This is a genomic window from Noviherbaspirillum pedocola (genome assembly GCF_016632335.1).
Taxonomy (GTDB): Bacteria; Pseudomonadota; Gammaproteobacteria; order Burkholderiales; family Burkholderiaceae_D; genus Noviherbaspirillum_A; species Noviherbaspirillum_A pedocola.
In genome coordinates this window covers 1-24,667 of the sequence record NZ_JAEPBG010000039.1, presented here as the reverse complement: position 1 = coordinate 24,667, position 24,667 = coordinate 1, and the positions used below count along the sequence as shown (strand labels likewise).

Sequence of the window (24,667 nt, the reverse complement as noted above, 5' to 3'; positions counted from 1 at the left end):
CCTTCCTGTATTTCTTTTGTGCGAGCACTTCTATCATTTGAGCATTCCGGACCCGAAGATCCGGCGCATCTGATATCGTGCCCACACTTATCGGCTGTTGCTTGTTAAAGAACTGAATCCTGTCTGCTCCGACCTTCCGGTCAGCGCTGCGAAGCGTCGTGTTCGTCAGCAGCAGAGAAGCGAGATTATGCTGTGTTCCATCATCGTCGTCAAGTGCTTTTCTTCACACTCGATTCCGTCTCCGGAACCCGTTGCAGCAACTCCGGAATTACTCTCCGGCCCCGCTGAACAGGGGCGCAATCATACTGCAGAATTCGATGCAGCGCCAAGGATTTTCGAACAGCGAGCAGACGCTACGCCGGCACACCTGATCTGGCTTCAGTTTTCCAGCGCGACGCCTTCATCGCCAAGGCGAGCGCGCAAGCCGCTCGCGCGCCGAGTGCGCTTGAGAATTGCATCGCCGAAGATCCCGGGTTCGGGTGACACCAGCGTGAACCGCTCGCGCGCGCGAGTAATCCCGGTATAGACCAGCTCCCGGCTCAGCATGCCATTGCGCAGCGGCGGCAAGGCCATCGCTGCGTGCTGGAATTCCGAGCCCTGTACCTTGTGCACTGTCATCGCGAAGGCAGTTTCCACGTGGGGCAGGCGGCTGGCGAGGACGCTGCGCACCGTTGCGCCGTGCGGGAACCACACCCGCAGCGAATCGCCTCGCACGGGGTCCGGCAGTGCGATGCCGACGTCGCCATTGAATACGCCGGTGGCATGGTCGTTCCGCGTCACCATTACCGGGCGCCCCAGATACCATTCACCGCGGCAGCGCAGCAATCCTTCGTCATCCAGCGCCCGCTCGAGCATGCGATTGATTCCCGCCACACCCCAGTCGCCTTCGCGCACCGCGCACAGGATGCGGAACTGGTCGAACGCATGCAGCACATCGCGCACCCAGGCCGCATGCGCGGCGAAATCAGTGCCAGGCACCGGATGCGATTTCAGCCGCGACAGATAAGCGCCGAAGCCTCCGGCGGCTTCACGGCCTTCGAGCGCCAGGCGCAGCAAATCGTCAGGACGCCCTCGCTCCAGCCAATGCACTTCCGCACTCGGCGCGCCCTTCAGCGCCCGGCGAGCGCCTTCGACGTCGCCCGAATTCACCGCGCCCGCAAGCACGCCGATCGAGCCGTCGAAACGCCGGCTCTTCCTCAACATGACCGTCTGCTGCGCCAGCTCGGATCCGCCGCAGAGCATATCGGCCGGGATGCTTTCGCCGCAGGCACGCGCCACGTACGCGGCGGTGGCGGCCGTATAGCAGCCTTCCTGCGCTCGATGGCACAAGTCGCCCAGCACCGCGCCCGCTTCGACCGATGCCAGCTGATCCTTGTCGCCGAGCAGTATCACCATTGCCTGCGGCGGTAATGCATCCAGGAGCGAAGCCATCATGCCGAGGTGGATCATCGACGCTTCGTCCACGATCAGCACGTCGACATCGAGCGGATTGCCGGCATGGTGACGCGTGGCACGGGTATCCGGGCGCGCGCCGAGCAGGCTGTGCAAGGTCAGCGCGGCACCGATGCGGCCGGCAAGGTGCGCGAGCGGCAAGCTGTCGCCGAGCCGCGCGGCCAGACCGGCAAGCGCGTCGTCGATCGATTGCTTCAGGCGGGTCGCGGCCTTGCCAGTGGGCGCCGCCAGCGCAATGCGCAGACGCTCTGGATCCTCGGCCAGCGCGAACAGCAGCGCCAGCAGACGCGCAACCGTGTAAGTCTTGCCGGTGCCAGGGCCGCCGGTGACAATGGAAAAATGGCTGCGCACCGCGACGCCGCAAGCGATTTTCTGCCAGTCTGGGCCGCCATCGACAAGCGGATCGAACATCTGGTCCAACCAGCGCCGCACTGCATCCGGGTCGACGTCGCGCGGCTTGGCGGCACGCGCCGCGACCGCTCCCGCCACCAGGGTTTCATCGGTCCAGTAGCGACGCAGATACAGACGGTCGCCATCTAGCACCAGCGGCTGATGGCGGTCGTCTTCATGGGCGAGTCGCACCTGGCTGCAGCTGGCAAGCGCGTGCTGCCAGGCGGCGGCGCAGTCGGGCAGCGTGCCGGCGGCGAGCGCCAGGCGCTCCCACTGCTCGATCGGCCAGGTCAGCAGCCGACAAGGATCGTCGGCAAGCTCGCGCAGATCCAGACAACTATGGCCGCGCCCTTCCAGCTCGCACAGCAGCGCGCAGGCCAGCAACAGCGGCACCGGCGTCGGACCATCGTGCAGCGTCGCAATGAAATGCGCGAAGGACGAGCCCAGGCGGCGCAGGGAACCTTCTTCGGCGCAGGCATCGAGATGCTGGCGGAAAGCGGCGGCAGTGCTCATGCAAAATTCTCCTTGTCATTGGCCAGCAGCGCGTCGACCGCGTCCAGCAATTGCGCATCGGCGGCGAGCAGGTGGCAGCCGCGGGTATCGCGGTTGCCGACGCCGCGCAGGAAATAAAAGATGGCGCCGCCCAGTTTTTCAGCCGGGTCGTATTCCTCGCCCAGGCGCGCCTTCAGCAACCGGTGCAGCGCGAGCTGATAAATCAGTCCCTGCACATCGTAGCGATGCGCGGCCATGGCGCCGGCCAGCGCGGCGGCGTCATAGGCGGTGTCGTCGTTGCCGAGCGCATTCGATTTGTAGTCGAGCACCCAGTAGCGGCCGTCGAGCTCGAACACCAGGTCCTGGAAGCCACGCAGCATGCCCGTCAGGCTGCGCGCCTGCAAGCCCTGGCGCGGCATGCCGTCGAGCAGATGCCTGCGGCACAGTCGGTCCAGCGCATCGATGCTCGCCGCGCTGGCCGGAATCCAGAATTCCATCTCGGGCCACGGTTTCTCCAGCTCGGCCAGCGAGCGGCCGATCGGCGGCAGGACGACGCTGGCCGCGGTGCGCAGCCACAGCGCCGCATCCTCGCGCCGGTGTTCCCAGCCGGCCCGGTCGCAGCGCTCGCCGAGGCGCGCATCGAAATCCGGCTCGTCCACGATCGCGAAGCCCTCCACTGCCATCCATTCGAGCAGGCCGTGCAGGAACTGGCCCGGCAGCGCGCCGCGCGGAAAGCGATGCCAGGCTTCGTCGCGCGGGCGACCGGCGTCGACGCCATCCTCCTCGTCAAGCAGCTTTTCCTCGGCCGAGGTCGATGGCGCCGGCGCGGCGCCGAGGTCGCGGGTCAGCGAGGTATAGCTGGCGATGGTCCAGTGGCGCTCGAACTCGGACTCGTACTGCAGCGGCGGCAGCAGTTCAATCGCATCGTTGCGCGGCGGCAGCGGCGTCATGCCGGGCGCGGCGTGGCAGAGCGTGATGGCGATGTGCTCGCAATCGCAGCACATCGCGCGCAACTTCGCTTCGAGTTCGGCCGGCGCCACTTTCGCGCCGCCGGACAGGAGATAGCCGAAGGCCGATTCATGGATGGTGCCATCCGGCGCGCTCTTCGAGCCGGTCGACGCCAGTCCCAGCCACAGCGCATGCCGGGCGCGCGTGACGGCCACATACAGCAAGCGCAGGTCTTCCTCCATGCGCGCGCGTTCCATCGCCTCGAGCGCTTCGTCGGACAGGCTGAAATCGATATGACGCCGCCCGTCGTCATCGGCATAGTCGAAGAAGCGTCGGTTCTTGCGATCGATCTTGCGCGCAGCACAGGCGAAGGGCAGAAACACCAGCGGATATTCCAATCCCTTGGACTTGTGCACCGTCACCACCTTGACCAGCTCGGCATCGCTCTCCAGGCGCAGGATGCGTTCATCGCTGCCATCGGCGTCATTGGCGATCTGCTCGGCGAACCAGCGGATGAGCGCCTGCTCGCCGTCGAGCTGTGCACTGGCCTGCTGCAGCAGCTCGGCCAGATGCAGCATGTTGGTCAGGCGCCGTTCCCCGCCTGGCTGGGCCAGCAGCATCGCCGGCAAGCCGAGTTCATGGATGAAGCGGCGCAGCATCGCCAGAATGCCTTGGCGCTGCCAAACGGTGCGCAGCGCCTTCAATTGTTCGACGCGCGCTTCCCAGGCCGCATCGTCAACCGCCAGTTCAGCCAGCGCCGCCAGCGACAAGCCGGCGCTGCGGGTGGCGAAGGCCGCATGCGCATAGCTGGCATCGAGCGGGCTCGACACCGCGCGCAGCCAGCGCAGCATGTCAGCCGCCTCTTCGCCCTGGTAGACCGAATCCTTGTCCGACAGGTAGACGCTTGGCACGCCGCGCCGCTGCAGCGCCTGGCGCACCGCGGCCGCTTCGGTGCGGTTGCGCACCAGCACCGCGATATCGGCCGCGCGCAGCGGTACGAAGCCGCGTTCATCACTGATGAAGCCGGTGCCCGCATCGCCGAGCAGCGACACAATATTCTCTGCGCACAGCTCGGCGAAATGGCGCCGCGCCGCTTCCGCGCCGAGCATGTCGCCGGCATGGCACCACAAGGTCAGCGCCGGCACCGGTGTGCCCGATGCATGCAGGATCTCATCGCGGCCGCGCGCGGCCACCGCTTCGAAGGGCAAGGGATTGCCGGCCCCGGTCCGGAAACGGAAAGCGCCGGCTGGATGCGCCGGTCCCTCGGCCTGCAGGAACAGATGATTGACCGCGCCCACCAACTGCGCGGTGGAGCGGAAGTTCGTACCTAGCCGGTAGTGCCGCCCCTCGGTGGCGCGGCGCGCGGCGAGATAGCTGTGTATGTCGGCGCCGCGAAAGCCATAGATCGCCTGCTTCGGATCGCCGATCAGGAGCAGCGCGGTACCCGGGTCGTTGTCGGCGACGCGATACAGCGCATCGAAGATGCGGTACTGGTCCGGCGAGGTGTCCTGGAATTCATCGATCAGCGCCACCGGGAATTGCGCGACGATGCGCCGCCGCAGCATCGCGCCGTTTGCGCCTTCCAGCGCCAGCCGCAGGCGGGTCAGCATGTCAGCAAAGCCGAACTGCCGGCGCCGGCGCTTCAGTTCATCGATGCGCGCTGCGATCGTGGCGGCGGCATGGCGCATGAACAGGTGCCGCATCGGCTCCAGCGCGGCGAGCGCTTCGTAGAGCGGCGCGACATGGTCGAAGTCATCGATCGGCACCAGCGCCGCATCGTTGCATACCTCGCAGAGAAAGTCCGGCAACAGCTTGGACCATCCCTTGGCGAAACCATCGCCCGGATGCAGCATGCCGTCGTCAGCAATCCACTCTCGCAGCGCCTCGAAGCATTTGTCCACCGTCGCCTGGCGCAGACGGTTGCCATGCAGCGCCTTGCGATGCTTGGCAATCCAGGCTTCCATGCGCGCGATCCGCATCTCCCAACCGGCCTTCAGCAAGGCGACCCGCTCGCGCTGCCGGCCGCGCTCGCGCAGTGCCAGCGCGCCCAGCGTCTCGGCGCGATGCTCGCCAAACAGCTCGGCGCGCGCCACCAGCGGTCGTATTGCTTCCTCCAGCGCATGCAGATGCTGCCAGCAGCCGCGCACCTCGGCGAGCATGTCGGCATTGAGCGCATACACATGGTGACGCCAGTAGTCACGCACCGCGTGCCGGAAAATTTCTTCCTCGCTGCTCACCAGCTCTTCGTCGAACAGGCAACCGCTGTCGAACGCATGCTCGCGCAGCATGCGCTGGCACCAGGCGTCGATGGTGAACACCGCCGCATCATCCATCGCCTCGGCGGCCAGCGCCAGCCGGTAGGCCGCGGCCTCGCGCGCCTGTCCTTCGGGATAGGCGTCGAGCAAGTCCGCCATGAAGTCGTCCTCGGGCTCGGATTCGCCGCGGAAGCAGGCAGCGGCCTGCAGCAGGCGCTGGCGAATGCGGTCCGACAGCTCGCGCGTGGCAGCGCGGGTGAAGGTCATCACCAGGATTTCGGACGGCGCCAGCGGCCGCACGTAGCCGTCCTCGCCACCATGGCCGAGCACCAGACGCAGATACAGCGCGGCGATGGTCCAGGTCTTGCCGGTGCCGGCGCTGGCTTCGATCAGGCGCGCTCCCGACAGGGGAAACGCGATCGGCTGGAGCTCGGGGATCATGCTTCGTCTCCCGCACCGAGAAAGCGCTCCAGCGACAGCACATGCACGTGGCGCGCAGACCAGTCCGCCAATGGGCCATAGAGTCGTCGGCACCACTCTTCCCAGCCCGGCTCGGCGGCGAAGCTGTCGAAGTCCGGCCAAAGCCGCGCCAGGCACGGATCGCCATTGACTTCGCCCGGCGGCGCTTCACGAAAGCCGCCGTCAAACACCTTCTTCGGATCGCCGTTTGCGATCAGCTCCAGCGCGGTCTTGCATGCCGCCGGCAGCGGCCGGGCCATGCCTTCGCGCCAGCAGGCAAGGAGCTCGCCGAGCACTGCGCGCGCCTCGTCTTGCTCGAGCGGATCGAAGGCGATCACCACATCGCGCCCGACCAGGAAGCCGGACAAGACCTCGCCCTGTGCCGCCGCCGCAAGCTGGCGCACCCAGGCGTCGATCAGGCGATGCGGCCGCGCTTCCGCCGCTTGCCCCTTGCGGCTCACCATGCGGCCGGAGCTCTGCGCCAGCCAGACGCGGCGTTCGCCATCGCTGTGCAAGCGGTCGAGCCAGTCTTCCAGCGTGAGCTCATCGAAGGACTGGGCAATGCGCATCTTGTCCGCAGGGAGTTCATAACGGCGGCACAGTTCGAGCCAGGCCGCATACGGCGCAGAAAATTCATTGACCAGATAGCGCTCCATCTCGGCGCCGAACAGGCCCAGCGGCAGCAAGCCCTGGCGCCGCAGCCGCGCGGCGCGCTCGTGCAGCGCGGCCGAAGCATCGGCAGGCATGGCCGTATCGCGCAGATTGCCGTCATCCATCAGCATCGCGCCTAGGCGGAATTCATCGAGCTCGGTCAGCGCGAACGGCTCGTCGTCCCGGCCGAGCGGCTCGGCTTCCTCGAAAGCCACCTGCAAGCGGTGCCGGAAGAACTGCCGCACCGGCTGACGGATGAAGCGCGCCAGCTCGGCAAGCCGCAAGCGGTAACCCGGCTCGATCGTCAGCGGCGGCAGCGCGCGCTCGTCCGCCGACGACGCGGCTGCGGCCTGGTGCGCGGCAGCCCACTCGCGCGCATAGGTCAACAGCCCGTCGCGCTCGAAGTAGCGGCGCGAGAACGGCTGCAGCGGATGCTCGGTGGTGATCGACCTCAGGTCCACGCCCCAGCACAGCGCCAAGTAATCGCGCAGCTGCGACACCAGCACCGACGGCGGCTGCTCACTGTTGTCGCGCACATTGCGCCCGGCCCAGCTCACATACAGGCACTCGCGCGCCGACAGCAGCGCTTCGAGCATCAGGTAGCGGTCGTCGTCGCGGCGCGAACGGTCGCCCGGCCGGGCCAATTGCGGCAATGCCAGAAGATCGAAATCGGCGCGCTGCGCGCGACGCGGAAAATCGCCGTCGTTCATGCCGAGCAGGCACACCATCCGATAAGGAATCGCGCGCATCGGCATCAGCGTGCAGAAGGTTACGCCGCCGGAGACGAAGCGCGCGTTCAGCGTCGGCTCGTCGATGGCGCCGAGCCAGGCTTCGCGCAGCACTGCCACCGGCGCGGCTTCGTCGAAGCCGGCCGCGGCGCAATCATCGAGCCAGTTCTGCAGCGCTTCCTCGAGCCGGGCCAGCGTGAGCCGGTCGCGCTCGTCACTGGCATGGAAGAAGGCTTTCAGCAAGGCACGCGCATGCGCGCCCCAGGCGCGCGGCGCTGCCGGCTGCGCCAGCACGCCGCGCCAGTACAGCAGCGCGTCCACCAGCCAGGCAAGCGAGCCGGCCAGCCCGGCATCCAGGCCGCCGACTTCGCCATAGGGCTCGATGCCGGCGAAGGCGCCGCCCGCGCCGCTGGCATAACCGAGCAGCATGCGGCGGATGCCGAAGATCCAGGCATTCTGGTCGCCGGCCGCGCCCAGGCCCAGGTCATGGCGATGGCCGTGATCCAAGCCCCAGCGCACGCCGGATTCATGGATCCATTGCGACAGCAGCGGCAAATCGCCAGCGGCAATGCCGAAGCGCGCGGCCAGCGCCGGCACATCGATCAGATCGCGGATCTCGCTCTGCTGGCAACGCTGTTCCGGCAGCCGCAGCAGCCACTCCAGCGCCGAGAGCAGCGGATTGACGCGGCGCTCGGCGATGTCCACTACTTCGAAGGGAATATGGCGCTTGTCGCGCGCCTCATACTGGCCGAATACGGCGCGTACCGCGGGCGCGAAGCTTTCAATGTCGGGCACCATCACCATGATGTCGGCCGGACGCAATCTGCCCTTGCCTTCTGCCAGCAGATGCAGCAGCCGGTCGTGCAGCACCTCGACCTCGCGCTGCGCGCTGTGCGCGACATGGAATTCGATCGAGCGCACCGGATCTTCCGGCGGCATCTGCGGATGCTCGCCTGGCGGCAGCAGATCGCGGATCGCGGCCTGCACGCCCGCCAGCAGGGTTTGCCCTTCCTCTTCGCCGAACAGATCCACGCGCAGCTTCGCCGCCTCGGTCTCCGCTTGGGCCGCATCGATGGCATCGAATTCATCGAGCATGCGGATGAAGTCGCGTCCGAGCCGTCCCCAGCCCGCCAGCAGGGGATGGCTGTGCGCATGCAGCGCTTCCATCGGCATGGCCGACAGATCGCGGCCTTCGCGCAGCGGTTGGCGCCGGCGCTGCGCGGTCAGCAGATCGCGTCCGGCAATGATGTCGCCCCAATAGAAGCGGCAGGGATTCGGCACCGCGATGATCACCTGCATGCGTTGCGCGAGCGCGCCCAGCGCCTGCAGGGTTTGCCAGGGTAGCGCCGAAATGCCGAACAGCACCACGCGGCGCGGCAGGCGCATGCGCGGCGCGGCGCCGGACTGCAGCATCTCGACGAAGCGCGCATGCACATCGGCGCGACCGCTGGCGCGCGCCTCATCGGGCAGATCGGCCAGCAGCGCACGCCACAGCTGCGCCTGCCAGCGCGCATCCGGCGCCATCTCCAGAGCTTCACCGCGCGCCGGGCGCAACTGGTCGCGACCTTCGGCCCAGTCGACGAGCCAGTCAGCGCGGTAGACCTGGTACTGGTCCATCAAGTCGGACAGGCGCTGCGCCAGCTGCAGCCGGCGCTCGACGTCGCCATCCGACAGGAATTGCCGCAGCGGCTCGAAACCCGGCTCATCGAGCAGACCGGGCAAAAGGCGCATCAATCGCCAAGTCAGCGGCGCGCGCTCGAAGGCCGAGCGGCGCGGTACCGCTTCCGGTCCCAGCACGCGCCGGTAGGCTTGCCACAGAAAACGCGCCGGCAACATCACCTGCGTGGCGGCGCACACGCCCATTTCGTTGGCCAGCGCAATTTTCAGCCACTCGGCGACGCCGTTGGATTGCACCAGAAAAATGTCTTCTTCAAGCGGATCAAGCGGATGCTCGCGCATCCATCCGAACACCGCGGCGCGCAACTCTTCCATCTGGTTGCCATGCAGGGCGATGAATCCGGGCGTGATGTTTGCGGGCATGTGTATAGGAAACGGGAGGAGGCGGGAAACCGCGTGGCTAGTGGCGGCACCGGCCTTGCTGTTCGGAAAAGCCTGGGCATCAAGCTTGCCTTTCCGGCCGGAATTGGAACATGCCGCTCCGATGCCGGTCAATACGCGACCATGGAAAAACGCCGGGCGGCGGCGTCCGGCATTCGAAAGGCCTATGTCTCTGGTGGGAGATGCAGATCGGGTGGCATCCCTGCAGATGCCTGCAGCGATTTCTGCCAGATACATCAGGGCGTGGTTCATTGTCGCGCTACCGAGCCTAGGCCTCGATCTGCAAATCAACACCGATGACCCAATGCAATAGGCTTTCGATCATCCCAACGGCACCGGCTTGCCAACTGTTCTAAAAATAGGAGCAGAATTACCCCGTTCAGACACACGGCAGCCGTCTTCTATCGAGGGCGCAGCAGGGTGGCAACCAAAACATGACACAGCCGTAATGCAACCACGATGCGCGACAACAAAAACGCAAAACCGTCAAGACTCCGCGCGCCGGGCGCCGCGCCGCGTTGGTCGATAAGAACCCTGTTGAGCCTTTTGATCGTCGCCTGCCTGCTCCCCGGCGTGCTGGGTGCACTTGTGCTTGCGGCTTACGACTTCGCGCAGCGGCGCGCGCAACTGGAGGACAGCACGCTGCAGACCGCGCGTGCGCTTACCCAGGCGGTGGACAGCCATCTGCTCACCGCAATCACGGTCGCGCAAACCCTTGCAAGTTCCGATACGTTGATGCGCGGCGACCTGAGCGCCTTTTACCGACGCGCGCAACAGCTCGTCAACCTTGCCGGCATCGGCACCAATGTCGTGCTGCGCGACGCGACGGGACAGCAACTGCTCAACAGCGCGGTGCCGCTCGGTGCCAAACTGCCGCGCTACCCTTTGCCTGCTGAGCTGAACGACGTATTCGACTCCGGCAAGACCGTCATTTCCGACCTGTTTCACGGGCCGATACAGAAGCGACCGCTTGTGAGCGTCAATGTGCCGGTGCCCATCGATGGCCGGATTCGCTATCTGCTAGCCATTGGCATCCTTCCCGAAAATTTCCAGCAACTGCTTTCCGTGCAGAGCTTGCCACCGGGCTGGGTGGCGGGCGTGCTCGACAGCGCCAACACCGTGGTCGGCCGCAGCCTGCGTCCGGAAGCCTCCGTCGGGAAGAAGGCAGTTCCGGCGCTGATCGATGCGATGCGCCACGCCGATGAAGGGACTTTGCGCATGAACACGCTGGACGGTGTGCCATCCCTGGCGGTTTTCAGCCGCTCGCCGACAACCCGGTGGAGCGTGGCCATCGCCATTCCGCGCGCCACGCTGGAAGGCCCGTTGCTGCGCTCGATGACGACCATGGCCGCCGGCATCGTGGTCCTGTTCGGCATCGCGCTCGGCCTGGCATGGCTGATCGGCAGCAGGATCGCGGGCGGCGTCACCGCGTTGATCGCCCCTGCAGCAGCCATGGGCACTGGAAAGGCATTGACCCCGCCGAAGGTGCCCATCCGCGAAGCGGCCGAGGTGCTGGACGCGTTCATGCGCGCAAGTGATCTGCTCAGTGAACGCGATGAAGGCCTGCGCGCAAAAAACGCGGAACTCGAGCAAGCGCACCGGCTGGCGCAGTTCGGCACCTGGCATTGCGACCTGGACAGTGGTTGCATCACCACATCGAACTCGATACGCGACCTGTTCCCTGATAAGCCGCTGTCGTTCGCAGCGCTGCGCGATACGGTACTACCGCGACCATCATGGGACGCCATTGAGATCGAGGTGCGCAACACGCTGACGACCGGCGCGCCGTTTTCCATCGAGCTCGAAGTGACATCCGCGGCCGCCGCATGGCAATGGATCGAAGTCCAGTGCGAACCGGTGCGCGGCAGCGACGGCAACATCTGCGCGCTGCGCGGCACGGTGCAGAACATCAGCGCGAGAAAGCTCGCGGAGCGCCGCATCCGTGAAGCCGCGCTGCATGATCCATTGACCGGGCTGCCGAATCGCGCGCTTATTTTCGAGTATTGCGGACACCTGCTGTCCGCGGCGCGCCGCAGCGACAGCGCCGGCGCCCTGCTGTTCATCGACCTCGATCGCTTCAAACCGATCAATGACGCTCATGGACACGAGGTCGGCGACCGGGTGCTGAAGCTGGTTGCGCAGCGCCTGCTGCAGAGCGTGCGCGCCGAGGACCTGGTCGGCCGCCTTGGCGGCGATGAATTCGTCGTGGTGCAGCCGCATGCCGGCGCCGAGCGTCATCGCGCCGCCATCCTGGCGCAGCGCATCATCGATACGCTGCGCGAGCCGATGGTGATCGGCGCACTCCAACTGTCGATCACGCCCTCCATCGGCATCAGCTGCTTCCCAACGCAGGCTGCCGACACCAACGCGCTGATACACACGGCCGACCTGGCGATGTATCACGCCAAACAGGCCGGACGCGGCCTCTATCATTTCTACCTGCCCGAATTCGAGCGCGATGCCGGCCAGCTGCTCGCCATCGAGGCGCGCATCCAGGAAGCACTGCGCCTGCGGCAATTCGAGCTGCACTACCAGCCCGTGATTGACCTCGACAGCGGCATGATCGTCACCGTTGAAGCCCTGCTGAGACTTGCCGACAGCGAGGGCAAGCCGATTCCGCCCGCGGTCTTCGTGCCGATCGCCGAAGCCGTCGGTCTGATCGGCAAGATCGGGGAATGGGTGCTCGCCGAAGCTTGCCGGCAACAGCATGTCTGGCAACGCGACGGTGTGCCGATTCCCATCGCGGTCAATGTCTCGCCGCTGCAGTTCCGCCACCGGGATTTCGCCACGAGTTTTCGCCGGATCCTGGAAAGTTCGGGCGCGGCGGCCGGCGGCATTCAGGTCGAAATCACCGAGAGCGCGATCATGGACAACGTCGAAGCCGCAGTCGAGGTGATGCGCCAGATGCGCGAGTTGGGAGTGAAGATTTCGCTTGACGATTTCGGCACCGGCTATTCGAGTCTGTCCAGCCTCACCAATCTGCCGATCGACAAGCTCAAGATCGACCAGTCCTTCGTACGCCGCGTTACCCAGAACGAAGCAGCCGGAAGAACAGTGACCGAAGCCATCATCGCGCTTGGACGCAGCCTGAATCTCGAAGTCGTTGCCGAGGGTGTGGACACACTGCAAGTTCTGGACTATCTGAAGCGGCATGGCTGCGCCCAGGCGCAGGGTTACTGGTTCAGCGAGCCGCTGCCCGCGCCGGAGCTGCTCAGCCGTTGCCTTGAACGCGGCATGCTTTAGCAGGATCTCAAGGAAATACGGCACAGGTTGCCTGGCCGAGTTTCCAGGCCAAAACGAGCAATGAGCACGATCAAGCGCCGCTCGGATACGGTTTGATACCTGCAAATCGCTGTGCCATCGTGGCTTGAAGCCAAAGGCCGGCGGCAAGCGGATGCAGCAGCAGCGCCATCGCCGCCATCCGGGCGCGCTGACATTCCCGCACACGGCATCCTCACTCCGGAGTCATTCCATGAGCGCCACCATTCCCGTCGACCATGCCCATGGTCATGCGCACGAGCATCCGCACGGCCTGCGTCGCTGGACCTTCGCCACCAATCACAAGGACATCGGCACGCTGTACCTGTGGTTCTCGCTGACCATGTTCATGATCGGCGGCGTGCTGGCGCTGGTGATCCGGGCCGAGCTGTTCCAGCCCGGCGTGCAGATCGTCAGCCCGGAACGCTACAACCAGATGGTGACGATGCATGGCTTGATGATGATCTTCGGCGCGATCATGCCGGCCTTCGTCGGCTTCGCCAACTGGATGATTCCGCTGATGGTCGGCGCCTCCGACATGGCGTTCGCGCGCATGAACAACTTCTCATTCTGGCTGCTGCCGCCGGCGGCGCTGCTGCTGGCCGGCTCCTTCTTCACACCCGGAGGCGCTACCGCCGCGGGCTGGACCATGTATCCGCCGCTGTCCACGCAAATGGGCGTGGGCATGGACATGGCGATCTTCGCCATTCACATCATGGGCATCTCATCGATACTCGGCGCGATCAACATCATCGTCACCATCCTGAACATGCGCGCGCCGGGCATGACGCTGATGAAGATGCCGATGTTCTGCTGGACCTGGCTCATCACCGCTTACCTGCTCATTGCCGTGATGCCGGTGCTGGCCGGCGCGGTGACGATGATGCTCACCGACCGCCACTTCGGCACCACCTTTTTCAATGCCGCCGGCGGCGGTGACCCGGTGATGTACCAGCATGTGTTCTGGTTCTTCGGCCATCCCGAGGTCTACATCATGATCCTGCCGGCCTTTGGCATCATCTCGCAGGTGATCCCGGCCTTCTCGCGCAAGCCGCTGTTTGGCTATGCCTCGATGGTCTACGCCACCGCGTCGATCGCGATCCTGTCCTTCATCGTCTGGGCGCATCACATGTTCGCCACCGGCATGCCGGTCACGGGGCAATTGTTCTTCATGTACGCGACCATGCTCATCGCCGTGCCGACCGGCGTGAAGGTGTTCAACTGGATTGCGACGATGTGGCGCGGTTCGATGAGCTTCGAGACGCCGATGCTGTGGGCAGTCGGCTTCATCTGGGTCTTCACCATCGGCGGCTTCTCGGGCCTGATCCTGGCCGTGGCGCCGATCGACATCCAGGTTACCGACACCTATTACGTAATCGCGCACTTCCATTACGTGCTGGTCGCGGGCTCGCTGTTTGCCTTGTTCGCCGGCTTCTACTACTGGGTGCCGAAGTGGACCGGGCACATGTACAACGAATGGCGCGGCAAGTTCCACTTCTGGAATTCGCTGGTCTGGTTCAACGTGGCCTTCTTCCCGATGCACTTCCTCGGCCTGGCCGGCATGCCGCGCCGCTATGTCGACTATCCGGCGCAGTTCACCGACTTCAACATGGTGGCCACTGTGGGCGCCTTCGGCTTCGGTCTGTCGCAGGTGTATTTCCTGTTCTTCGTGGTGCTGCCGACGATACGCGGCGGCGCCGCTGCGCCAGCCAAGCCCTGGGAAGGCGCAGAAGGTCTGGAGTGGACCGTGCCCAGCCCGGCGCCCTTCCATACCTTCGAGAATCCGCCGCTGGTCAAGTGAGCACATGCTCGCAAGGGAGACTACGATGCGCGCATCTCGCGAGTGGCTGTGGAAGCGCAACTGCTCGTTGACGCCGCGCCAGTTTGTCCATGCCTATGTGCTGCTGTTCGCGGCATCGCTGGTAGTGGCGCTGACATGCGCGCTGTCGATGATGCTGCATCCGCACTATGGAGGACACGGCGCCTGGCTGCTGCCGCTATTCGCGCTGCTGGAACTGGCCGCGGTGGCGGCGGCCTTTCTCTACCACGCCCGGCATGCCACCGATCGCGAGCATCTTGCACTCCTGGGCAATCGCCTGCTGGTCGAGCGCATCGAAGCGGAACGCATCGAGCAGATATGGATGGATGCGTGCCGCACCCGCGTACAGGCGCCTTCCACCTGGGGCGAACTGATCAGGCTCGAAGGCGGCGGCGTCGCGGTGGAGGTCGGCCGTCATGTGCCGCCGTCGCACAGGCGCGAGCTCGCGCAGGAATTGCGCGAAGGCTTGCGCACGGCTGCGCTCGTGCGCTGAGTGCTGAGTGCTGAGTGCTGAGCCGAGCGTCGCGCAGAAGGGGCTCACATGCCGTGGCCGCGCCGTCAGCCTGCCGGTATGCCGCGACCATAGGCATGGATCACCGTCATTACCCGGTCCAGCTCTTCCGGCGTTGGCGGCGTAAAGTCTGCCAGCAATTCATTGGCCGGCGAATAGAACTTCACCACGGTGCCGGCCGCGCCGAGATTGATCAGGTGTATCCGTGCCACCAGCGCCAGGTTGACCAGCACGCCATTGCCGACATCCGCAAACATGAGCTTCTCCGAAAACAATGCAAGCCGGTTAGAGTGCCCGTTGCGGCGACGGTTCGATGAAGCCGGCGCGTATTCAGGGTTGCCGCAGCAATGCGGCCGCCATATCGCGGCCGCGTCTGACCGGCCGGGACAAATGTGCTCTAGAGACGCGCTACAGATATTGCTTGCGCAGGAAAAGTCTGGTTTGCGGCAGGCTCTCGGCGGTCAGCGTCACCCCCGCCTGCATCGACAGCGGTCTGGCTGTAACCGCTCTAGCCAGGCATGCCGTCCGTAGTGCTGCCCTTCCTGAGCGTGCTTTCAATGATGCCGCCGAGTTCCTCGATCTTGAACTTGGCGACGTAGGCATCCGCGCCGGCGCTGCGGATGTGCTGTTCATTGGCGTCGCCGGAGAGCGAGGAATGAATGATGACCGGCAGGCCGGCGAAACGCTTGTCGGCCTTGATTTTCCGGGTCAGTGTGAAGCCATCCATTTCCGGCATCTCAAGATCGGTCAGGACCATGGACACCAGCTCCGACAGCGGCCGGCCCTGCGCCTGCGCCTCGTTGGCGATGCCGTTGAGCGCTTCCCAGGCTTCCTGACCCGACTTCGTCATCGTGTACGTCAGGCTCATGCTTTCCAGCGTCTTGCCGATCAGCGTGCGCGCGGCGGAGGAATCGTCGGCGGCCAGGATGGGCGCATAGCTGGTGGCATCCAGCCCCGCGCCCAGCGTCGCGCTGTCGAAACCGGATTCCTCAACCGGCGATACGCGCTGCAATATCTGCTCCACATCCAGCACCTGCACCAGACGCTTTCCTGCTTCCGGATCCTCAAACTGAGCGATGCTGGTCACGGTGCCGGCGCCGCTGGCGCAGGCTTCGGCCGGTCGCACCTGCGACCAGTTCAGGCGCACGATTTCGTTCACATCCTCAACCGCGAAGGCCTGGGTGGTGCGCGCGAATTCGGTGACGATCAGGATTTTCGGCGGCTGCGTCAGCGTGCAGCCGACCAGGGCCGGCAGATCGAGCACCGGAATGATCTGGCCACGGATATTGACCACGCCCATCACATACGGCGAGGAGCCGGCGACCGTATTAATGGCCGGCATGGCCATCAACTCGCGCACCTTGAACACATTAATGCCGTACAGCTCGCTGTGTTCGGCATCGCGGCTGCGCCCAAGCCGGAACAGCATCAGTTCAAACTTGTTGTTGCTGGTGAGCGCGACGCGCTCTTCGAGGTCATGTTGAATGCGATCCATGGCTGTCGTCCGCTCCCTTTTATTACCGGCCGGTGGAAATGAATTGGACGAAGTCTAGCTGGGAAAAAGCTAAATATTTACTGGAATCAACAATTTCACCGAGAAGCGTGCGAATTTGTGTACGCACGGTAACATCTATTGTCATTTTAAAAACATGGCTGCTTCTTATCCCTTTGCAATCGCGTACGTCGAAGCGGGGTCGTGCAATATGCCCGCCACCGCATCAACATCAGCGATCACGCTTCCTGCGCCGGCCGCTCATCGAGCGCAATATCCACCATCATTTCGCTGGCCAGTGCGCCGAGCTCGAGACGCAGCGCATTGATATCCACGGTTGCCGGCGCCAGCAAATGCGCTCCAATCTTGAAGGTTTGCTTGCCCGAGATGCCGCTGCGCACGGTCTCGGTATGGATGTTTTCAATGCTCACGCCACGCTCGGCCAGAATGCGGGTGACGCTGCTGACGATGCCAATGCGATCCTCGCCAACCAGTTCCAGCTCCACCGAGCGCAGCGAGGCCGGCACCGTGGCCGCATCGCTGCGCGCCACCGTCACCCGCAGGCCGTTGGCTTCGAGTGCGCGCAGGGTCGATTCCAGCGCATCGGCCTGCTGGCGCGGCACTTCCAGATGGACCATGCCGGCGAAATCACCAGCCATGCGCGTCATGCGGCTTGCAGCCCAGTTGGCGCCATAGCGCTGCGCGCGCTCGGCCACCAGGCTCACGATGCCGGGACGGTCCGGTCCGATGATCGACACAACCAGCGATACATTGTCTACCTGCGCTTCCTCGGTCAGTACCACCGACTTGCGTAGCATCGGCGCCCTCGTGGCAAAGGCCGGGTCCTGTTGTGCGGCATGCAGCCTGCCGCTGTCGCGCGCCTCGCGCACCACCCGCGTCAGCAGCGAGAGTCCCATCGGCGCCAGTGCGCGTTCCCACAGATCGCGCGCGGTTTCACCCTTCTTCACAAAGCACCAGTCCTGCGCCGCGATCGCGCCGGCATCCCAGCCATCGGCGAGGTGATAGACCGAGCCGCCAGCAATCGGATCGCCCTCGAGTATCGTCCATTCGACGGCGGCAATGCCGCGATGCCGCGGCAGCAGCGACGGATGATAGCCAACGCCGCCCAGGCGCGAGCGCGCCAGTGCTTCACTGGAAACGCGTGCATGGGTATGCGCGGCGATGATGAGATCGACATCTTCGGCAAGCGCCTCGGCCGGCACGAATTTCGGATTTTCCAGCACATGCAAGGGCAGGCCCGCAGCGCGCGCTGCCTGCGCCAGGCGATCATCCTCGGCCGGCGCGACGACGCTGGCAATGATCACGTTCTCTTCCTTCCTGAGCGCTTCGAGTACCAGCGCGCCGAAATAGCGCGAACCTACGAGTGCACACTTCATTGAGATTTCCTGTTCTGCGTATCGGGTGGCGAAAAATGCGAAGGGTGGCCGCAGCGTATTTGGTCTGTCGTTGATCGAGCAGACGCGTGGGCTGCGCCCACCCTACGAGACGAATAGGCGCGTTAGTGTAGCTGACGTGAGCGATGATCGCCCCATCTGCGGACCATTCCGGGGCTCAAAAATGTCCCCCGCAGGGCGCTTGGATAAATTCAGGCCAAGACCGGTAAGAGAAACCGCTTTGCCAAATTCTGCACGCATCGATTAGCGTTCCGGCTTTCATAACGTCTTCCACTCTGCAAAGCCGCTACCCTTCAGTGGGAAATTGACCCGCCTCATGGCGGGATGTCGCAATTCAGCAGCACAATCGCCGTCCAGACATGCGAACTGTTTCCGAAAGACAACGGGGTAGTTGCGTCGGCGAAACGTAGCCCATACACTCTTCAGAAACTGCTTCAAATTCCAGAATTAATTCCTTAAAGATAAAGGGAGACACCCATGAAGAACGCCATGCCGTCGATTTTCCCACTGCGCCGGAAAAGCGTGGCCTTGCTCGTTTACGGCTCCGTGCTGGCCGCCACCATGAGCATCGCTTATTCGCAGTCGTCCGGTCCCACCGATACCAAGGGCGCAACCAACAGAGACATGGCGAACATCAAGCTCGACGAGCAGATCAGCGACCATACCGGTCGCCAGCTGCGCGCCCGGCAGATCACCATCCAGCCCGGCGGCCATGTCGCGGCGCACAGCCACAAGGACCGGCCCACGCTCGAATATGTGGTGGAAGGCAATGTGGTCGAAATCCGCAACGGCGTCGAAGTGCCGCACAGCGCCGGCGAAGTCGTGACAGCGACCAAGGACGTGACGCACTGGTGGGAAAACCGCAGCGACAAGCCGGTGGTGCTGATGCCGGTGGACCTTTACAAGCCCTGATCCCAAGCCCTGATCCGGCCCTGCCCTGGCACGGGGCGCGACGGCATCCCGCCAGCGCCCTGCTCGCCGTTCGTGCAACACCCGTGCCTTGTAAGATGCGTTCCTTCGCAACCCTTACGGCCCGGCCGTCCAAAGCCATGCATTCCACCACCGCCAACGATGCTCCGTTAAAGGGCGTCAAGGTCATTGAAATGGGCGCGCTGATCGCCGGCCCCTATGCCGCTTCGGTGCTGGCGCAATTCGGCGCCGAGGTAATCAAGATCGAAACGCCGGGCGACGGCGATCCGCTGCGCAACTGGCGCAAGCTGCACGATGGCACCTCGCTGTGGTGGTACGTGCAGAGCCGGAACAAGAAATCCATCACGCTGAACCTGAAATCGCCGGCCGCGCAGGAAATCGTGCGCGAACTGGTGAAGGATGCCGACATCGTGATCGAGAACTTCCGTCCCGGCACGCTGGAAGGATGGGGCCTGGGCTGGGAGCAGCTGTCGGCGATCAATCCCGCCCTGGTCATGGTGCGGGTTTCCGGCTACGGCCAGACGGGTCCGTATCACAAGCGTCCCGGCTTCGCGGCGATCGCGGAATCGATGGGTGGATTGCGCAACCTGGTCGGCTATCCGGACCGGCCGCCGGTGCGCATGGGTGTGAGCATCGGCGACACGCTGGCCTCGCTGTATGGCGTCATCGGCGCGCTTTTGGCAATGCACCATGTAAAGGTCAATCGTGGCAGCGGGCAATTCATCGATGTGGCGCTGTATGAAGCGGTGTTCGGCGTCATGGAAAGTCTCCTGCCCGAGTACGCCGAATTCGGCGAACTGCGCGAGCGCACCGGCTCCAGCCTGCCCGGTATTTCGCCATCGAACACCTATCCTTGCCGCGACGGCCGCTATGTGATCATCGCCGGCAACGGCGACAGCATCTTCAAGCGCCTGATGCATGCGATCGGCCGCGCCGATTTGGCTGAAGACCCGCGCATGGCGCGCAACGAAGGCCGGGTTGCGCACAACGCGCTGATCGATGGCGCCATCGCCGGCTGGACCAGCGCCAACGAACTCGATCATGTGCTGGCAGTGCTGGAAGCGGCGGATGTGCCGAGCAGCCGCGTCTATGACGCCAAGGATATCTACGAAGATCCGCACTACCGCGCGCGCGGCATGATCGAGCGTCATACGCTGCCCGACGGCGCGCCCATCGATGTTCCTGGCGTGGTGCCCAAGCTTTCGGCTACGCCCGGCAAGACCGAATGGCTCGGGCCCAGGCTCGGCGAGCATACCGACGAAGTGCTGTCAAAGCTTGGCTTTGACGCCGAGCGCATCGCGGCGCTGCGGCGCGACGGCGTGGTCTGACTCGCGCACCAAGCCGGAAGACGAAAGCCCCGCGCGGCGACACGCTCGCGCGGGGCTGCTCTCTTCAACGCTGGAACCCGAAGGCTACTGGACTTGTCGGGCCTGCCTGCGTTTGCGTGCAGCGCCGAAGCCGGCGAAACCCAGGCTCAACAGCGCCAAGGTGCCGGGCAACGGTACCTGTCCAGCCGGCGGCGGGTCGCCAGCGCCACCCGGAGGCGGCAGCACGGCGCCGAAACCGTCGAGATAGGCGTAGCCGGTATGGCCAGTCGGCTCGCAGTCTGCAGCAAGCAGGGAGAGTGTGAAATCGTGCCCTGCCAACGCCGCATCGATCAGCAACTCTTCGACCTGCCATGCCGCCGTGTAGAAGAAATTGCCATCCACGGCGAAGCGGGTGTCGACGCCGCCACCGGTTGCACCCGCGTCATAGGTGCGGTTGATGACGTTCTGGCCGGTGGTATCGTCGCGCAACACGATACGGAATACCGCCGATTCGTCCGCATCATGACCGCCGTTTTCCAGTACGGCTTTCCACGCGAAGGTAATCTTGTTATCGGTATAGCCCTGCACTTTCTGGCTGATTGCCGATGCATAACCGCCGCTGGTCGTATCTTCGATCCGATACGAATAATTGCCGGTATATACGGTGCTTCCGAGAGCGGCGCCAATATTCGGGTCCACGTAGCTGGAATTAATGACGCTGGAATGCGTAGACGGGCCATCGTACAAAGATTCGCCAGGTAATACGCTACCTGGCGTCAAGGTTGAATTGAAATCGTTCCCACGATAGCCCTGGCCGGCGATCCAGCCATTTGCGTTACCTGCCTCAAATCCTCCATTCACGAATGGTGGCTGCCATGACCAAACTCGAAACAAGAAACGTGCATACGCCGGCAATAAACAACTTCGTAATTTTCATTTTTTCCTTTTGTTGATTAATTTCTTGAAAATCCCCCATTTACTGCGCTGCCGTTTGAGCAATTGACGTGCCAGTGCTTGACATATTTACAAAGCATTGATTAGAAACCACCAATTCAAAGACCCATCACATTTCCATACGAAAATGTAATTAAAGTTCGACAATGTAAGGAAGTCGGTCTTCGCGGCGACGAGGCCGGCATCGCGCGCCCGTTGTTAAGAAGGAGTGGCGCCGGACAATCCCATAATTTTGGAATCAGAAGCTGCACGAAATGCCAGCGCATTGTCGGCCGGGATGTCATCTACAAAGATGATTCCATCGCACAATATCGTTTGGTTCAATGTGCTTGCCAGGATTGTGCCAATAAGATCGACACGGCCAAAAGCGGAAATAACCAGCGTCAGGATGGCCCTTGCATTCATCGATTTGAGTGCGCCGAGCTGATGAACACCTTCTCAATTACACCGAAGAAGTTTCCTTGCAGATGCTTTTCCTTTAGCGACCACGTCAGAAAGAGGAAATGCAAAAGCGGAATCGGCTTGGTCAAAGTCCTTTCGCGCGGCTTCACCCTGACTCACGCATTCTTACCGAATGCGTCCGCGCGACAAGGTGCAGCTTGCGAAACGCTCATGTTCGAAACCTATCCCGGTGGCCGCGGCGAAGTCTCGAAATCCAAAGATTTTTCGTGGACTTCATGCAAACTCCTATTCGATGTTTTCGATGGTCAAATGAATCGCGAACATCGCAAACACGCGTTTGCATTAGTCCTCGAAAACAATGCCGCAGAAAAACCGGTTCACCCGTGCGAAGGCGTGAAGGACCGCGCGGTCGGCAGACAAGCTATCCGGAGTCCCAGCTGTCCATTCGTCCATCAGCGCTTACCGCCTCTACCTCCACATTTGAGCAAATCGCGAGTGCACCGCCGGCAAGCATGGACGTTTTTCCGGTATTATTGCTTCACAGAAATATAACTGAGGGATTGGATCATGAGCACGCATTCCGCCGATGCGCGCGCCGTGCGAGAAGAATTAATCGTAAAGCTGACTGCGTTCGACCGTCTGCCAGCCATGGCAGGCACGGTCACGCGCATCGTGCGCATAAGCGCGGACGCGCAGGACGCGGTGCCTGCACTGAGCGCGCTACTGCTGAAGGATGCGGCGCTGTCGCAACGACTGCTGCGCCTGGCGAATTCGTCGGTGTACCGGCGGCCCAATGCAGAGCCGGTGACTACGCTTTCCCGAGCGATCATGGTGCTCGGCTTTCATGTGATCAAGACCAATGCGCTGGCAATGCTGCTCGCCGACGGCATGCGCGGCCGCAAGGGGCAACATGTGCGCACCGAACTCGGGCTGGCGCTGGCAGCCAGCGTCGCAGCGCGCGAGCTGACGCGGCATGCGCCGTTTGAGGACATCGAAGAAGCGATTGTCGCGGCGCTGTTCCGGAATATCGGGCGGCTGCTGGTCGCGGCCTGGGACGACGCGCTGTACGAGGAAATCGCTCGGCTTGCCGCTACCGACGGCTTGACACCGCGCCAGGCGTCCACGCAGGTGCTCGGCTGCAGCTATGAGACTCTGGCCGAAGGTGTGCTGCGTGCCTGGTCGATTCCTGAGACGATCATTTATGCGCTGGCACCGATCCATGCGCGCGTACTGAAACCGGCGCAGTCGCGCGCCGAATGGATGCAGCAGGTCGCCACCTTCAGCGCAACCCTGGCCGCCGCGCTGCCCGCCATCGACGACCCTGGGTACGACCTGGAAAGCGAAGCATTGCTGGAGCGCTTCGGCGCGGCGCTGAACCTCGATGCCGGGCGACTGGCCGTGCTTTCGGCGACGGCGATCTCGGAGTCGGATGCGCTGCGCATGCATGTCTGAAGCGCGGCTTCCCTCTCCCCGATGCGCCGGATTGAAGGGATAGCCCCGCAAGGAACATTACGCAAAGTCAAAACTCTTCCGGCACTGCCGTGGGGATCAGATTGGAGGCTGCTCGACGATAAATTAATATGGCCCCTCGTAACGGCGAAGAGGACGGATTGTGGGGAAGATATTGAACGGGTTCTTGTCCCGGTTGTCGCCGACATTGCTGGCATTACTCGTTGCAAGCCTGGTTATATTCATCGCCGCAGTCGACCATTTCATCGGCCCAGAAATCTCGCTGGGCATTTTCTATCTGATCCCAATTGCAATCACCGCCTGGTACGGCAGCCTTCGTCCTGCAGGCCTGCTGTCTGTGTTATGCAGCATCCTGACGATACTGATTGCGCAGCAGGGTTGGCAAACATCGACTGTCATGCTGTGGGGCGGGATTGCGCATGTCGTCTTTTTCTACGTCGTGTCGGGACTGCTGGTACGGCTCAAGGCGGTTCTTGAACACGAGATCGTCCTGAGTCGAACGGATCATCTGACCGGCCTGTTGAACCGGCGCGCGTTGTTTGAGCAGATGGAGCTGGTCTTCAATCTGGCCCGACGCCAGCGCACGCCGCTCACCCTGGTCTATGTGGATGTCGACAAATTCAAACAGATCAACGACACCGCGGGCCACAAGACTGGCGACGCAGTATTGGGTGCGGTTGCCAACAGCCTGCTTGCGCATCGCCGGCGCACGGACCTGGTAGGCCGACTGGGGGGAGACGAATTCGCAGTGGCTCTGCCCGATACGGACCACCATGCCGCGCGAGCGCTGTTGACGGGGCTGAACAAGCAGATTCGTGAAATACAGGCTTGTTCGGATGAAGTCACCTGCAGCGTCGGGGTCGCTACTTTCCTGGCCATTCCGAACAGCGTCACCGAAGCCATCAGTTTTGCCGACGCATGCATGTATGAAGTCAAGCAGCGTGGTGGCGATGGCATCTCGTTCATTGTTCATCACCGCTCGACACGGGCCAGCGAGTGAAGCTGTGTGTGGAAACGGTTACGTTGACGAGCCATTCACTGCCGAAAGCTGCGGCAAATGGTCTTGCTCAGGTCAAGGTCGCCAATCGACATTCAGGGTTTCGACATCGTCATCTGAAGCAGATGGTTTCCCGAATGACTAGCCGATGAATCGTCTCGCAACGATGCCAATGGGATGTGCCGAAGTGGGCCCTGCCACGTCTGCCGACACTGCCCGGTAGCCGCATCGGCGAATGACTGCCGCATTTCTGTCTTCGTCAGACCAGAGGAAGCCCAAGCTTTCGGATAAGGATGAAGGTGACGAACCCGAGAACCAGAAGCGATAGCACGAAGACTGCGGCCACCTTGCCACCCGCGCGCAACACCGCGCCCTTCGCCACCTTCTTCCCCTTCTTTCCTTGGTCGTAATGCCACTTGATGGCGAAGAACATGCCTATGCCCAACACGAGAACCTTGAACGTAACCAAGACTACAGGGATCCATTCCATCTTTTTGCGTATTTCCAGGGTATGACTTGACACTATTGATCATAAGGAGCCCTACCTCAAAATGAACCGCCCCGGCTTTGGAGGAGGCTGGTTGGTGTGAGTCAGACCGAGGTGGTCTGACGGGTAAATTGCTTGTAGTAGTTTGCCTCAGCTTCTGCCGGCGGGATATAACCAAGAGGCTCGAGCAGC

The 24,667-nt window shown here is 63.3% G+C and carries 16 protein-coding genes; 7 read left to right on the top strand and 9 right to left on the bottom strand.

Annotation, left to right across the window (positions count from 1 at the left end; all coding sequences use genetic code 11):
• Positions 1-378 precede the first annotated feature (378 nt).
• From recD to recC, 3 genes are read right to left on the bottom strand one after another with little or no spacing between them, the layout of a single operon-like run.
• Entirely contained in the window at positions 379-2,355 is a 1,977-nt protein-coding gene (recD, locus tag JJB74_RS31415; RefSeq protein WP_200598501.1) for an exodeoxyribonuclease V subunit alpha, read from the bottom strand.
• Positions 2,352-5,978 carry an exodeoxyribonuclease V subunit beta gene (recB, locus tag JJB74_RS31410; RefSeq protein ID WP_200598500.1) on the bottom strand — a complete coding sequence of 1,209 codons (3,627 nt, stop codon included), beginning with the start codon at positions 5,976-5,978 and terminating at the stop codon, positions 2,352-2,354. The genes recD and recB overlap by 4 nt, the downstream gene beginning before the upstream one ends.
• The gene (gene recC / locus JJB74_RS31405) at positions 5,975-9,415 is read right to left on the bottom strand and encodes an exodeoxyribonuclease V subunit gamma (protein ID WP_200598499.1); all 3,441 of its coding nucleotides are present in this window, start codon (positions 9,413-9,415) and stop codon (positions 5,975-5,977) included. Before recC ends, recB begins: the two co-directional genes overlap by 4 nt.
• Positions 9,416-9,970: 555 nt before the next feature.
• Between recC and JJB74_RS31400 the strand changes: the two genes are divergently transcribed.
• From JJB74_RS31400 to JJB74_RS31390, 3 genes are all read left to right on the top strand, one after another.
• Positions 9,971-12,676, top strand: a complete 2,706-nt coding sequence (locus tag JJB74_RS31400) for a bifunctional diguanylate cyclase/phosphodiesterase (protein WP_200598498.1) — start codon at positions 9,971-9,973, stop codon at positions 12,674-12,676.
• Between the two features lie 229 nt (positions 12,677-12,905).
• The gene (gene ctaD / locus JJB74_RS31395; protein WP_200598497.1) at positions 12,906-14,492 is read left to right on the top strand and encodes a cytochrome c oxidase subunit I; all 1,587 of its coding nucleotides are present in this window, start codon (positions 12,906-12,908) and stop codon (positions 14,490-14,492) included.
• 25 nt (positions 14,493-14,517) lie between these two features.
• Entirely contained in the window at positions 14,518-15,003 is a 486-nt protein-coding gene (locus JJB74_RS31390; RefSeq protein WP_200598496.1) for a DUF2244 domain-containing protein, read from the top strand.
• 65 nt (positions 15,004-15,068) lie between these two features.
• Here the strand turns inward: JJB74_RS31390 and JJB74_RS31385 are convergent, their stop codons facing one another.
• The 3 genes from JJB74_RS31385 to JJB74_RS31375 form a co-directional block, all read right to left on the bottom strand.
• A complete protein-coding gene (locus JJB74_RS31385) occupies positions 15,069-15,278 on the bottom strand; it encodes a hypothetical protein (RefSeq protein ID WP_200598495.1) in 210 nt (69 codons plus the stop codon).
• A gap of 251 nt (positions 15,279-15,529) precedes the next feature.
• On the bottom strand, positions 15,530-16,516 hold the full coding sequence (locus JJB74_RS31380; RefSeq protein ID WP_200598494.1) for a chemotaxis protein: 987 nt from the start codon (positions 16,514-16,516) through the stop codon (positions 15,530-15,532).
• 236 nt (positions 16,517-16,752) lie between these two features.
• Positions 16,753-17,910: a formyltransferase family protein gene (locus JJB74_RS31375; RefSeq protein WP_200598493.1), complete on the bottom strand. Its 1,158-nt coding sequence runs from the start codon at positions 17,908-17,910 to the stop codon at positions 16,753-16,755.
• A gap of 495 nt (positions 17,911-18,405) precedes the next feature.
• On the opposite strand from JJB74_RS31375, the gene JJB74_RS31370 reads away from it, so the two are divergent.
• Together JJB74_RS31370 and JJB74_RS31365 are read left to right on the top strand one after the other, a co-directional pair.
• On the top strand, positions 18,406-18,840 hold the full coding sequence (locus tag JJB74_RS31370) for a cupin domain-containing protein (protein WP_200598492.1): 435 nt from the start codon (positions 18,406-18,408) through the stop codon (positions 18,838-18,840).
• A gap of 137 nt (positions 18,841-18,977) precedes the next feature.
• Positions 18,978-20,186 carry a CaiB/BaiF CoA transferase family protein gene (locus tag JJB74_RS31365; protein WP_200598491.1) on the top strand — a complete coding sequence of 403 codons (1,209 nt, stop codon included), beginning with the start codon at positions 18,978-18,980 and terminating at the stop codon, positions 20,184-20,186.
• An 84-nt stretch (positions 20,187-20,270) separates the two neighbouring features.
• Here the strand turns inward: JJB74_RS31365 and JJB74_RS34095 are convergent, their stop codons facing one another.
• Positions 20,271-20,864, bottom strand: a complete 594-nt coding sequence (locus tag JJB74_RS34095) for a PEP-CTERM sorting domain-containing protein (RefSeq protein ID WP_200598490.1) — start codon at positions 20,862-20,864, stop codon at positions 20,271-20,273.
• A 453-nt stretch (positions 20,865-21,317) separates the two neighbouring features.
• Positions 21,318-21,524 (bottom strand): hypothetical protein, encoded by a 207-nt coding sequence (locus tag JJB74_RS31355; protein ID WP_200598489.1) that lies wholly within the window; start codon positions 21,522-21,524, stop codon positions 21,318-21,320.
• Positions 21,525-22,088: 564 nt separating this feature from the next.
• Here JJB74_RS31355 and JJB74_RS31350 point away from each other — a divergent pair.
• Both JJB74_RS31350 and JJB74_RS33575 read left to right on the top strand, forming a co-directional pair.
• Positions 22,089-22,973, top strand: a complete 885-nt coding sequence (locus tag JJB74_RS31350; RefSeq protein ID WP_200598488.1) for an HDOD domain-containing protein — start codon at positions 22,089-22,091, stop codon at positions 22,971-22,973.
• A 160-nt stretch (positions 22,974-23,133) separates the two neighbouring features.
• Positions 23,134-23,991 (top strand): GGDEF domain-containing protein, encoded by an 858-nt coding sequence (locus tag JJB74_RS33575; protein WP_200598487.1) that lies wholly within the window; start codon positions 23,134-23,136, stop codon positions 23,989-23,991.
• A gap of 256 nt (positions 23,992-24,247) precedes the next feature.
• Here the strand turns inward: JJB74_RS33575 and JJB74_RS31340 are convergent, their stop codons facing one another.
• Positions 24,248-24,478, bottom strand: coding sequence for a hypothetical protein (locus tag JJB74_RS31340; RefSeq protein WP_200598486.1), 231 nt, complete (start codon positions 24,476-24,478; stop codon positions 24,248-24,250).
• Between the last annotated feature and the right edge of the window lie 189 nt (positions 24,479-24,667).